This is a genomic window from Clavibacter sp. AC415 (assembly GCF_979252985.1).
The window spans coordinates 22,464-34,656 of record NZ_CEEDAR010000001.1; the positions used below are offsets into that span (position 1 = coordinate 22,464).

8 protein-coding genes and 2 pseudogenes are annotated in these 12,193 nt (G+C 72.9%); 6 read left to right on the forward strand and 4 right to left on the reverse strand.

What is annotated here, in order from left to right:
- Positions 1-29: 29 nt before the first annotated feature.
- Together mmsA and mmsB are read left to right on the forward strand one after the other, a co-directional pair.
- A pseudogene (gene mmsA, locus ACZ411_RS00125) lies at positions 30-1,578 on the forward strand (multiple monosaccharide ABC transporter ATP-binding protein).
- Positions 1,575-2,783 carry a multiple monosaccharide ABC transporter permease gene (mmsB, locus tag ACZ411_RS00130; RefSeq protein ID WP_464167545.1) on the forward strand — a complete coding sequence of 403 codons (1,209 nt, stop codon included), beginning with the start codon at positions 1,575-1,577 and terminating at the stop codon, positions 2,781-2,783. The pseudogene mmsA and the gene mmsB overlap by 4 nt, the downstream one beginning before the upstream one ends.
- 131 nt (positions 2,784-2,914) lie before the next feature.
- Here the strand turns inward: mmsB and ACZ411_RS00135 are convergent, their stop codons facing one another.
- The 4 genes from ACZ411_RS00135 to ACZ411_RS00150 all read right to left on the reverse strand — a co-directional run bounded on the left by ACZ411_RS00135 (position 2,915) and on the right by ACZ411_RS00150 (position 5,847).
- Positions 2,915-3,673 (reverse strand): signal peptidase I, encoded by a 759-nt coding sequence (locus tag ACZ411_RS00135; protein WP_464167547.1) that lies wholly within the window; start codon positions 3,671-3,673, stop codon positions 2,915-2,917.
- Between the two features lie 31 nt (positions 3,674-3,704).
- Positions 3,705-4,616, reverse strand: a complete 912-nt coding sequence (locus ACZ411_RS00140) for a hypothetical protein (protein WP_464167549.1) — start codon at positions 4,614-4,616, stop codon at positions 3,705-3,707.
- Positions 4,613-4,897 (reverse strand): hypothetical protein, encoded by a 285-nt coding sequence (locus ACZ411_RS00145; protein WP_464167551.1) that lies wholly within the window; start codon positions 4,895-4,897, stop codon positions 4,613-4,615. The genes ACZ411_RS00140 and ACZ411_RS00145 overlap by 4 nt, the downstream gene beginning before the upstream one ends.
- 404 nt (positions 4,898-5,301) lie before the next feature.
- Entirely contained in the window at positions 5,302-5,847 is a 546-nt protein-coding gene (locus ACZ411_RS00150; RefSeq protein WP_464167553.1) for an alternate-type signal peptide domain-containing protein, read from the reverse strand.
- Positions 5,848-6,173: 326 nt separating this feature from the next.
- Here ACZ411_RS00150 and ACZ411_RS00155 point away from each other — a divergent pair, with 326 nt between their 5' ends.
- The 4 genes and pseudogenes from ACZ411_RS00155 (at position 6,174) to ACZ411_RS00170 (ending at position 12,180) form a co-directional block, all read left to right on the forward strand.
- On the forward strand, positions 6,174-7,826 hold the full coding sequence (locus tag ACZ411_RS00155) for a sensor histidine kinase (protein WP_104290596.1): 1,653 nt from the start codon (positions 6,174-6,176) through the stop codon (positions 7,824-7,826).
- 153 nt (positions 7,827-7,979) lie between these two features.
- The gene (locus tag ACZ411_RS00160) at positions 7,980-9,809 is read left to right on the forward strand and encodes a BCCT family transporter (protein WP_464167557.1); all 1,830 of its coding nucleotides are present in this window, start codon (positions 7,980-7,982) and stop codon (positions 9,807-9,809) included.
- A 131-nt stretch (positions 9,810-9,940) separates the two neighbouring features.
- Positions 9,941-10,957, forward strand: coding sequence for a diacylglycerol/lipid kinase family protein (locus ACZ411_RS00165; RefSeq protein ID WP_094116952.1), 1,017 nt, complete (start codon positions 9,941-9,943; stop codon positions 10,955-10,957).
- Positions 10,958-11,000: 43 nt separating this feature from the next.
- Positions 11,001-12,180 (forward strand): annotated as a pseudogene (locus ACZ411_RS00170) (AAA family ATPase).
- Positions 12,181-12,193: the final 13 nt, after the last annotated feature.

The window sequence follows — 12,193 nt, forward strand, 5'->3', positions numbered from 1 at the left end:
GACCCGAACGGGAACCAGGAGCAACAGGAATGAACGACGTCATCCTGCAGATGACCGGCATCGTCAAGGAGTTCACCGGCGTGCGCGCCCTCGACGGCGTGGACGTGACCGTCCGCCGCGGGGAGGTGCACGCCATCTGCGGCGAGAACGGCGCGGGCAAGTCGACGCTGATGAAGGTGCTCAGCGGCGTGTATCCGCACGGCTCGTACGAGGGCACGATCACCATCGACGGCCGCGAGGTCCGCTACGGATCCATCAACGACAGCGAGCGCGACGGGGTGGTCATGATCCACGAGGAGCTCGCGCTCAGCCCCTACCTCTCCATCGCGGAGAACATCTTCCTCGGCAACGAGCTCTCGCGCGGCGGCGTCATCGACTGGAACCGCACGAACCTCGAGGCCGTCAAGCTGCTGCGGCGCGTCGGGCTCGACGAGAACCCGGCAACGCGCGTGCTCGAGCTCGGCGTGGGCAAGCAGCAGCTCGTGGAGATCGCGAAGGCGCTCTCCAAGGAGGTCAAGCTCCTGATCCTCGATCGAGCCGACCGCCGCGCTCAACGACGACGACTCCGCGCACCTGCTCGGCCTCATCCGCCTGCTGCGCGACGAGGGCATCACGAGCATCATCATCAGCCACAAGCTCAACGAGATCCGGGCGATCGCCGACGACGTCACGGTCATCCGCGACGGCCGCACCATCGAGACCTTCCCCGTCACCGACTCGGACGAGATCGAGACGCGCATCATCCGCGCCATGGTCGGCCGCCCGCTCGACGCCCAGTTCCCGCCGCGCGAGCCGCGCATCGGCGAGGAGAAGCTGCGGGTGGAGAACTGGACCGTGCACCACCCGGTGGACGTCGACCGGATCGTGGTGGACGACGCGTCGTTCAGCGTCCGCGCGGGCGAGGTGGTCGGGTTCGCCGGCCTCGACTGGGGGCCGGCCGCACCGAGCTCGCGATGAGCATCTTCGGCCGCTCCTACGGCTCCGGCATCACCGGCCGGATCTTCAAGGACGGCAAGGAGATCCTGGCACGCGCACCGTGAGCGAGGCCATCAAGAACGGCATCGCGTACGCGACCGAGGACCGGAAGCGCTACGGGCTCAACCTCATCGGCAGCATCACGGTAAACGTCTCGGCCGCCGCGCTCTCCAAGCTCGTCCGCCTCGGCGTCATCGACCGCCACCGCGAGTACGCGGTAGCGGACGACTACCGGAAGAAGATGAACATCAAGACGCCCGACGTCGCGGCGGTGGTCGGCAAGCTGTCCGGCGGCAACCAGCAGAAGGTCGTCCTCAGCAAGTGGATCTACTCGGGTCCCGACGTCCTCATCCTCGACGAGCCGACCCGCGGCATCGACGTGGGGCGAAGTACGAGATCTACAGCATCATCAACCAGCTCGCGGCCGAGGGGAAGGCGGTCATCGTCATCTCCTCCGAGCTGCCGGAGCTCATCGGCCTCTCGGACCGGATCTACACGATCGCCGAGGGGCGGCTCACCGCCGAGGTCACCCGGGCCGACGCGACACAGGAGGAGCTGATGCGGCACATGACCGCCAGCCGGAAGTCAGGAGTCGACCAGTGACCGTCATCCCCGAGCAGGCCACCGCGCCGGACGTTCCCACGCCGGACGGGATCAAGAAGCGCCCGCGCCGCCGGGTCGACCTCCGCCAGTACGGGATCCTCGCGGCCCTCGCCGTCATCATCCTGCTGTTCCAGATCCTCACCGAGGGGCGGCTGCTCTACCCGGGCAACGTCGCGAACCTCATCCAGCAGAACGCGTACGTGCTGATCCTCGCGATGGGCATGGTCATCGTCATCATCGCGGGCCACATCGACCTGTCGGTGGGCTCGGTCGTCGCGACCGTGGGCGCGGTCGCCGCGCTCAGCATGAACGAGTGGGGCCTGCCGTGGGGGACCGCGGTGGTCCTCTCGCTCGTCGTCGGCGCGCTCATCGGCGCGTGGCAGGGCTTCTGGGTGGCCTTCGTCGGGATCCCGGCGTTCATCGTGACGCTCGCGGGCATGCTCGTCTTCCGCGGCGTCGCGCTGGTGCTGCTCACGGGCGGCACGATCTCGGGCCTCCCGGCCGAGTTCGACTCCATCGGCAGCGGCAACCTGCCGACGACCGGTGCGCCCGACCTCATCACCCTCGGGATCGGCGCGCTCGTGTCGCTCGCGCTCGTGGTGCAGCAGCTGCGCACCCGCGCCACGCTCCGCAAGCTCGAGCTGCCGCGGGAGCGCGGGGCCTCGTTCTGGATCCGCACGGCCATCGCCGTCTTCGCGATCATGTACCTCTGCTACCTGCTGGCGTACAACCGCGGGACGCCGATCATCCTGATCATCCTGGCGACGCTCGTGCTCCTGTACTCGTTCCTCCTCACCCGCACGGTGTTCGGGCGGCACGTGTACGCGATGGGCGGCAACCTGTTCGCCGCGATGATGTCGGGCGTGAAGACCCAGTGGGTCAACTTCTTCATCTTCGTCAACATGGGGCTCCTCGCCGGGCTCGCGGGCGTGGTCAGCACAGCGCGCGCCGGGAGCGCGGTCGCCTCGGCCGGCCAGAGCTTCGAGCTCGACGCCATCGCCGCGGTGTTCATCGGCGGCGCGGCGGTGCAGGGTGGCGTGGGCACGGTGGTCGGCGCGGTCATCGGCGGCCTCGTGATGGGCGTGCTCAACCAGGGCCTGTCGATCCTCTCCGTGGACGCGGCGTGGCAGCAGGTCATCAAGGGACTGGTGCTGCTGCTCGCGGTCGCGTTCGACGTGTACAGCAAGCGCCGCTCCGGGCGCTGACCCGCGGCCCGCACGACCGACGGCCCGGCCGGCCCCTCGCGGGTCCGGCCGGGCCGTCGGTCGTGCGGGCGCCATGCTGCAGGCAGGCTCTGCCGCGGGATCGTCCGGTGGAGCCGGATCCCGTCGTGCGCTCAGCCGCGGTGGCGTCCGCGGGACCGGCGCTCGTCGACGGCCGCCTCGTCGGACGCTCCGACGACGTCCGCGGCGGCGGCGTCCCCGGCGGCGGACGCCCGACGGCGACGGCGGGCCTGCACGGCGCCCGTCACGATCGTGACCGCGGCGTAGGCGAGGAGCGCGACCGCGGCGGCGGGGATGATCCAGCCGCGGGCCTGCCCGTTGACGGCCTGGTTGGCCCAGCCCACGAGCGGCACCGAGTACCAGACCTCGCCCTGGATCTGCCCGGGCGCCACCGGCAGCGAGTCCGGCGACGCGTTGTTGTCGCCCTGGAAGGTGAAGGACCGCGAGCCGTCCGAGGCGGAGGAGATGGCGGTGATGCGGTGCGTGATGACCGCGGGGTCGCCCGAGCGGATCTGGTAGGTCGCCACGTCGCCGACCTCGAGCGCGTCGGTGTCCACCGGCCGCACCACGATCAGGGTCCCGGGCGGCAGGGTCGGCTCCATCGACTGCGTGAGGATCGTGAGCGGCACCGACCCGGTGGCCTTCGGCACCACGAGCAGCACGCCCGCGAGCGCGACGACGAGGAGCAGGATCCCGACGCTGAGGCCCACGCCCACGGAGCGCAGCAGCTGCGCGACGGCGCCGCGGGGCCGCGTGCCGTCCTCGGGCTGCGCGGGCGCCGCGCCGTCGGCGGGGCGCCCGGCGTCGTGGGCCGCGCGGTCGGCGGCGTCGGCCTGCCGCGGGCGGCGGATGCGGGGGAGGAGGGGGCTCATTCTCGTGTCGTCCGGCTCGGTTCGGGTGGGGTCAGGCGCAGCGGAAGCCGCGGGCGCCGTTCTGCGTGATGGCCGTGATGGTGCCGCCGGCGACCTGGCCGACGCTCCGGTCGTTCGCGTCGAGGCGATCGACGCGCACCTTCACGGGGCCGTCGGCGGCGAGCGTCGCGGGCACCTCGGCGGCGCTGATCGTGGCCTTTCCGTAGTAGCCCTGCGACTTGGCGATCGTCGTGCCGTTCACGATGACCGCGTACCAGGTCTCGAGCGGGGCCTTCGTCACGTCCCAGCCCACGATGACGTACCAGTTCCCGTCGGTCGGCTGGCAGCTGAAGCCGCCGGTGACGGCGGGCGCGGGGGTCGTCTGCCGGGCGGCGGCGGTGTCGCGGCCGGTCCAGCTGCCGGAGCCGAGCACGGTGGTGAGCGTCGCGGTGAGGCCGGCGGCGCCGCTCGGGAACGCGGTCGCGGTCGTGCGCACGCACCAGGTGGCGGCCTGGCCGGCGGACAGGGTGCCGGACAGGGCGGGCGGCACGATCCAGTTGCCGGTGGCGGCATCGGATCCGGGCGCGGTGGTGGCGGTGCAGGTCGACCCGGTCGCGGTCCAGGCGACGACGCGCACGTTGCGGGCGAGGTACTGGTCGTCGGCCGTGGTGAAGGCCGCCGTCATGGTGCCGGTCCACGCGGCGCGGGTCGACCCCGTGTTGGTGACGAGGACCGTGGCCGTGCGGCTGGGGCTCTGCGCGGTGACCTCGCCCGCGAGCCGGTCGAAGCCCGCCTCGGTGACCGCGACGGTCGCGCTCTGCACGTTCGCGCCCGTCGTGACGGTCGACGCCCAGAGCGCGTGGCCGGCGGTGCCGCCGATCCCGACGAGGAGCACGGTGAGGCCGACGAGGAGCGCGGCGTGGAGGCGGCCCGGCCGGCGGGCGGCGCGGGGTCGGCGGCTCACGGCTGCACCTGCGTGCCGACGACGGCGAAGGTCAGCTGGGCGGTGGCGCCCTGCACGGACTGCGGGGCGTCCTGGTCGAGGACGACCTCGGTGCAGACGACGGCCGAGGCGCCCGGCTGGATGCGGGTGAAGGACCCGGTGGTGGTCAGCTGCCCGGGGCGGCCGGACCAGGTGGTGGCGCCGGAGACGCAGGCGGCGGCGGAGGCCACGGGGCCGAGGCGCACCGACAGCTCGCCGGGGAAGGCGGTGTTCGAGGAGGTGCCTCGGGCGGATACGGCCACGTCCAAGGCTACCGTCCCGGTGTTCCGCGCGGTGAAGGTGCCGAGGGCGCCCTGTCCGGGGAGGAGGCGGGAGACGTCGAGGGCCGACTGCTGGGTGATGACGAGGCCGCTGGTGCCGCTCGAGACGCTCGCGGGCTGCGTGCTCGCCGCGCCGTTCCACAGCGCGTAGCTGCCTCCGGTCGCGGTGAGCGAGGCGACGACGACGGCGATGAGGAGGCCCGTGGTGAGCCAGGCGGCGCGGAGGGGGCTGCGGCGGACGGGCCGGGCGGAGCGGCGACCGCGTGCGGGACGTGGGGCGGGGGCTCGTTCCTCGGCATGTCGTCCTCGTTCCGGATCGTGGTGCGGGTGGTGCGGGTGGAGCCCCTCCCCGCGGGCGTCGTCACCGCGGAGAGGGGAGTACGGGACTAGATCGTGCGCTGCGTGAGCGTGAAGGCGAGCTTGTCGAAGGAGAGCGTGCCGTTCTGGCCGGTCGTCGCGGTGGAGGGGAAGGTGACCGTGAGGACCACGTTGACCTTGGAGGCAGCCGTCGAGGGCTTGACCGTGAAGGTGTTCGCGGCGGTGCCGGCGGTGATGCTCGCGTCGGTCGAGGTCACGTCGAGCTTGGTGGTGACGGCGGCCTTCAGCGCGGCGTCGCCCGTGATGGAGAGCGGGTTGTAGGTGAGGTCCGCGGAGAGCGCGTCGCCGGTCGCCGTGACCGTGAGGGCGCTCTTGTACTGCAGGACGTTGCCCGGGACGATGCGGTAGGTCGCGGGGTCGACGACCTTGCTGCCGCCGTTGGTGATGTCGGTCCAGACGCCCGTGGTGTCGGCGGCGAGGGCCAGGTTGCCGGAGGAGACGGAGGAGGCCGCGACGGTGGCGTTGGCGTTCCACAGCGCGAAGCTGCCGGCGCCGCCGAGGAGGAGGACGATTCCAGCGGCACCCGCGACGGCACCGGAGACGATCTTGTTCATGGGGAGTTCCTGTTCTCGTACGCGGTGTGCCGCGCATGCTGTGGGGGAGGCGGCGGGTGGGTTGCCCGCCGGTCGTCTCCGGTCCCGCGGCGGCGCCTCGTCGGCGTTCCCGCGGTGCCGACCGGTGTTCCTTCGACGATCACCACTCTGACGGAGCGGTCTCAAGCCACCCGCTGGGGATCCGCAAGTCCCGATGAGCTTTCCCGCAAGCCCGTCCCGGCTCCGGCTCAAGGGCCTCGCGGGAGCATCCGAGGGGTGCGGCGCGGAGCCCGCGGTCTAGGCTCGGGCGACGGCTCTCACCCGACGCCGAGCGAGGAGCGCGGCGCATGCCCTCTCCCGCCCCCGCCCGGCCGTCCCCCGTCGACGCCCGCCGGCGGCGCGGTGCGACGCGCGCGCAGATCCCGTTCCTCCTCAGCTGCGCGGTCGTCGCGGTCATCGTCGCCGTGGTGGAGCCCGGGATCCAGGGCGATCCCGCCTACGTGGCCGCGCTCGCGCTGGTGGTGGCGGGATCGGCGCTCGGCGCCGTCATCGCGGCCAGCCGCGTCCCGTCCGCGGTCATCATCGCGGTGCCGGCGCTCGACCTCGTCGCGGTCGCCCTCCTCCGCGACGCGACGGCGGCGTCCCTGCCGGCGGCGTCCCTGCTCGTCATCTTCCCGCTGCTGTGGCTGGTCTTCGGGTTCCCCTCGGGCGGGGTGCCCGTCGCGGTGGCGGGCGCGCTCGCCATCACCCTCTTCCCGGTCCTCCGCGACGGCGGGCTCCCCGCGACCCGCGCCGGATGGGCCGACCTCCTCGGCGGCCTCCTGCTCACCTCCCTGCTGGTCGCCGCAGCCGCGCAGGCCGCCGCCGCGCAGCGGCGCGACCGGCGGGAGCTCGCGGAGGCGACGGCCGCGCAGGCGCGGCTGCTCGAGGAATCCCGCGAGCAGACGGCCGCGATCCGCGACGTGGCCGACGCCGTCGACGTCGGCATCGTCTTCTTCGACGCGGACGACCGGCCCGTCATCCGCAACGCCGCCGTGCGGGCGCTCCTCGACATCGCGGGGTACGACCACGCGACCGGCCGGGCGACGGCCGTCTTCGGATCCGACCGCGTCACGCCCGTAGCGCGCGACGGCAGGCTGCTGCTGGAGGCGCTCTACGCCGACAAGGTCCACGGCCCGGTGTACTGGGTGGGGCAGCCGGGCGACCAGCGCGCCCTGGTGCTCTCCGTCCGCGCCATCGGGCGCCGGGCGGGCCAGCGCACCGGCACCGTCCTCGCCGCCTACGACGTGACGGACCTCGCGCAGGCCGTGCAGGTGCGCGACGAGTTCCTCGCCACCGTCTCGCACGAGCTGCGGACGCCGCTCACGAGCATCGTCGGCTACCTCGACCTGCTCGACGAGCTCCACGATCCGGCGGAGCTCGGCATCGCGGACGAGCTGGCGGTCATCCAGCGGAACGTCGACCAGCTCGCGGCCATCATCGGCTCCCTCCTCGCGGGCGCCGACGCGGCGCCGGTCCTCCGGCGCGGCCCGGTGGACCTCACCGCCCTGGTGCGGGCGGTCGTCGACGCGGCCGCCGCGCGCGCGGCCGAGCGCGGTCTCGCGCTCGAGGCGCGGCTGGAGCCCGGGATCGCGCTGGACGGCGACGCGGAGCGCCTCGTCCAGGTCGTGGAGGCGATCGTCGCGAACGCCGTGCTGTTCACGCCGTCGGGCCGGATCGACGTGGTCCTCGCCCGGGAGGGCGACGAGGCCGTGCTCTCGGTCGTCGACACGGGCGTGGGCCTCAGCGAGGAGGACCAGCGGCACGTCGTCGACCGCTTCTTCCGTGCGCAGTCGGCGCGCGACGGTGCGGTCCCGGGGCTCGGCCTCGGGCTCTCCATCGCGGAGCGCACGGTGACGGCGCACGGCGGCGCGGTGCGGATCACGAGCCGCCTCGGGCACGGGACGCGCGTGGTGGCGACCCTCCCGCTGGCCGTCCCTGCCTCCCTGCCGCGGGCCTGACGACCGGCGACGTCCCACCCCTCCCCATAGCGGAAGGCGGGCGCCGGGGCACGAATCGGCTGATCGCCAGGCCCCCGCCTAGACTCACCCGGTCGCTCGCGGGACCCCCGCGGACGGCGCCCGACATCCAGCCTCCAGGAGCCCATCCCCTCCATGACCTCCACGCGAACGTCCGCAGAACGACTCCTCGACAGGCTCCTCCCGGGTCGACGATCCGGCCCCGACGGCACCCGGCCCCCGCGCCGCGACCACTCCGACCACCGTCTCCTCGAGGCCCGCTTCACCGGGTCCGTCGACCTGTACGAGCCCGAGCACCCGCGGATCGACCGACTGGTCTTCGGCGTCACGGCCGTCCTCGCGGTCGGCTTCGTGGTCTGGGGCATCGTCAGCACCGACGGGCTCGCGTCCATCTCGGGCGCGGCGCAGAGCTGGGTCATCGAGAAGACCGGCTGGCTGTTCGTGCTCGCCGCCAGCTTCTTCGTGATCTTCGTCATCTGGCTGGCCGCGAGCCGCTACGGCCGCATCAAGCTCGGCGCGGACGACGAGAAGCCGCAGTTCAGGACGGTGTCGTGGATCGCGATGATGTTCAGCGCCGGCATGGGCATCGGCCTCATGTTCTTCGGCGCCGCGGAGCCCCTCAGCTTCTTCGTCTCCCCGCCGCCCGGCACCACGCAGCCGGAGTCGGAGGCCGCCATCCGCACGGCCATGGCCACCGCGATGTTCCACTGGGGCCTGCACCCCTGGGCCATCTACGCGGTCGCCGGCATCGCCATCGGCTACGGCACGTTCCGCAAGGGACGCAAGCAGCTCTTCTCCTCCATCTTCCAGCCGCTGCTCGGCACGAAGCGCACCGAGGGCTGGGCGGGCCGGGTCATCGACATGCTCGCCATCTTCGCCACGCTGTTCGGCTCCGCCGCGTCCCTCGGGATCGGCGCGACCCAGATCGGCGCGGGCCTGGAGTTCAACGGCTGGGTCGACGAGGCCACGGCGCCGCTGCTCATCGGCATCATCGTCGTGCTCACGATCGCGTTCATCTTCTCCGCCGTCTCGGGCATCGCCCGGGGCATCCAGTGGCTGTCGAACATCAACATGGTGCTGGCCGTCGTGCTCGCGGCCTTCGTCTTCGTCGTCGGCCCGACGCTGCTCATCCTCAACCTCATCCCCGCGACCCTCGGCGCCTACCTCGGCGACATGACCGAGATGGCGTCGCGCACCGCGGCGACCGGCGGCGACGAGATGAGCGCCTGGCTCTCCAGCTGGACGGTCTTCTACTGGGCCTGGTGGATCTCGTGGACGCCGTTCGTCGGCATGTTCATCGCGCGCATCAGCCGCGGCCGCACCATCCGCGAGTTCGTGGTGGGCGTGCTCCTCGCGCCGAGCCTGGTCGCGCTCGTCTGGTTCTCCATCTTCGGCGGCTCCGCCATCCACGCGCAGCAGACCGACGGCGACATGACCATCGACGGCGCCGTGGTGTCCGACTCGACCCTCTTCCAGCTGCTCGAGCACTACCCGCTCGCGAGCGTCAGCACCGTGCTCGTCATGCTGCTCGTCGCCATCTTCTTCGTCTCGGGCGCCGACTCGGCGTCCATCGTGATGGGGACGCTGTCGCAGCGCGGCGCCCTGCACCCGAGCCGCAAGGTAGTCGTGTTCTGGGGCGTCGTCATGGGCGCGGTCGCCGCGATAATGCTGGCCATCGGCGGGGGAGGCACGGAGGCCCTGACCGGGCTGCAGAACCTCACGGTCGTGGCGTCGCTCCCGTTCGTGATCGTCATGCTGGTGGCGTGCTACGCGCTGTGGAGCGAGCTGCGCACGGATCCGCTCATCGTGCGCCGCCAGGTCGCGGTCGAGATGATGCGCGACGCGGTCGTCCACGGCGTCGAGCAGCACGGCGACCACTTCCAGCTCTCGGTCGACGCGATCGACCCGGAGGTGGCGGAGCACCGCGAGCCCCTCGGGGACGAGGACGAGGCCCGGCGCTCCTGACGCCGCCGCCCGTCCGACGACCGAGCCGACCCGCGCCCCGCGCGCGGGTCGGCTCCGTCGTCCTCAGCCGCCCCACGCGTCCGGGGACCCGCGGCCCCGCGCCGGGCTCCCGCGTCGGTAGGGTGACCATGATGACGTCCTCCACCCCCGCCTCCGCTCCCGCACCCTCACCCGCCGACGGGTCCGGACGCCGCGCCGCCGTCGTCTACAACCCCGTCAAGGTCGACCTCGCGTCCCTGAAGGCGAAGGTCGCGCACGCGGCCGGCGTCGCCGGGTGGGAGGAGACCCTCTGGTTCGAGACCAGCGTGGACGACCCGGGCCGCGGCGCGGCCGAGGAGGCGCTGTCCCACGACGTCGACATGGTCATCGCGGCGGGCGGGGACGGCACCGTCCGAGCGGTCGCCGAGGGCATGTCCGGGTCCGGCGTCTCGCTCGGGCTCCTGCCCTCGGGCACGGGCAACCTCCTCGCCCGCAACCTCAAGCTCACGCTCAACGACGTCGAGCACTCGCTGCAGGCCGCGTTCTCCGGCCACGACCGGAAGGTCGACCTCGCCGACATCGAGATCCTGCGCGAGGACGAGACGCGCGACAAGCACGTCTTCGTCGTCATGGCGGGCGTCGGCATCGACGCGAAGATGCTGGCGAACACCGACTCGGAGCTGAAGAAGAGGGTCGGCTGGCTCGCGTACGTCGACGCCATCTTCAAGGCGCTCCGCGACCGCGACCAGCTGCGGCTGCGCTACCGCATCGACGGACGCAGCACCCACCGCCGCCGGGCGCACACGCTCATCGTCGGCAACTGCGGCTCGCTGCCCGCCAACATCCTGCTGCTGCCGGACGCCGCGGTCGACGACGGCATCCTCGACGTGGTCCTCATGCGCCCGGAGGGGCTCTTCGGCTGGATCCAGATCTGGGTGAAGGTGGCGTGGGAGAACGGCGTCATCCGTCGCACCGCCGCGGGCCGTCGCCTCATGGGGCCCGAGAAGGAGGTCCGCGCCCTCGAGTACCGCACGGCCGAGGAGGTCGTGGTCCGGCTCGAGAAGGAGGAGGACATCGAGCTCGACGGCGACCCGTTCGGCAAGGCCGTGGGCTTCAAGATCCAGGTGCTGCCGGGCGGGCTCACCGTGCGGGTGCCGCAGGACGCCTGACCCCGCGCGGGCCCCTGTCGGGCGTGCATGGGAGGGTCGCCCCATGATCCGCACCCTCGCCGTCTCCGGCTACCGCTCCGTCCGCGACCTGGCGCTGCCCCTCACCGGGCCTCGACGTCGTCACGGGCGCCAACGGCAGCGGCAAGTCGAACGTCTACCGGGCGCTCCGCCTCATCGCCGACATGGCCCAGGGCGGGGCGGTCGGCGCGCTCGCCCGCGAGGGAGGGCTCGAGGCCGTCCTGTGGGCCGGGCCCGAGGGGCTCAGCCGTGCGATGCGCGACGGCGACCACGAGGTGCAGGGCACCATGCGGAAGGGCCCCATCGCGCTGCGGCTCGGCTTCGCGGGCGACGACCTCGGCTACCTCGTCGACCTCGGCATCCCGCAGCGTGACCCGTCGGCCCGGCCGCCGACCATGTTCGGGCGGGATCCGGAAATCAAGCGCGAGCTGCTCTTCAGCGGCCCCATGGCCCGGCCGCGGTCGCTCGTGCTGGAGCGCCGGTGGCAGGACGCGCGCGTCCGCGACGAGACCGACGGCTGGATGCACGTGCCCGCCATGGTGCCGCCGCACCTCAGCGTGCTCAGCGAGGTGGCCGACGCGGTCACGAGCCCCGAGGCGATGATCCTCCGGCGCCGCATGAGCGGGTGGCGCTTCTACGACCACCTCCGCACCGATGCCGACGCCCCCGCGCGCCGGCCGCGGGTCGGCACGCGCACGCCCGTCCTCGCGAGCGACGGCTCGGATCTCGCGGCTGCGGTGCAGACCATCCGGGAGTGGGGCGATGGCGCGGCGCTCGACGCCCTGGTCGACCGGGCGTTCCCGGGCTCGACCGTCGTCGTCCGCTCCCAGGACGGCGTGCTCTCGCTCGGCCTCCGGCAGCCCGGCATGCTGCGCGTGCTCGACGCCGCCGAGCTGTCGGACGGCACGCTGCGGATGCTCATGCTCACGGCCGCCCTCCTCACGACCGCTCCGCCCGAGCTCATGGTGCTCAACGAGCCGGAGACGAGCCTGCACCAGGACCTCCTGCCGGCGCTCGGCGAGCTCATCGCGGCGGCGTCGCGCCACGTGCAGATCCTGGTGGTCACCCACGCGCCGGGCCTCGCCGCCGCCGTGGCGGAGCACGCGGAGGCGGGCGAGCTGGTGCTCGAGAAGCCGTTCGGGGAGACGCGGCTCCGCGGGCAGGGGCCCCTCAGCGCGCCGTCCTGGGACTGGGGCTCCCGGTAGCGACCGCGGCCTC

What these genes read in the sequence shown, in the direction of transcription:
- ACZ411_RS00165 (WP_094116952.1), top strand. Translation starts at nt 9,941, where the DNA reads ATGACGTCCTCCACCCCCGCCTCCGCTCCCGCACCCTCACCCGCCGAC.
- ACZ411_RS00155 (WP_104290596.1), top strand. Translation starts at nt 6,174, where the DNA reads ATGCCCTCTCCCGCCCCCGCCCGGCCGTCCCCCGTCGACGCCCGCCGG.
- ACZ411_RS00160 (WP_464167557.1), top strand. Translation starts at nt 7,980, where the DNA reads ATGACCTCCACGCGAACGTCCGCAGAACGACTCCTCGACAGGCTCCTC.
- ACZ411_RS00135 (WP_464167547.1), bottom strand. Translation starts at nt 3,673, where the DNA reads ATGAGCCCCCTCCTCCCCCGCATCCGCCGCCCGCGGCAGGCCGACGCC.
- ACZ411_RS00150 (WP_464167553.1), bottom strand. Translation starts at nt 5,847, where the DNA reads ATGAACAAGATCGTCTCCGGTGCCGTCGCGGGTGCCGCTGGAATCGTC.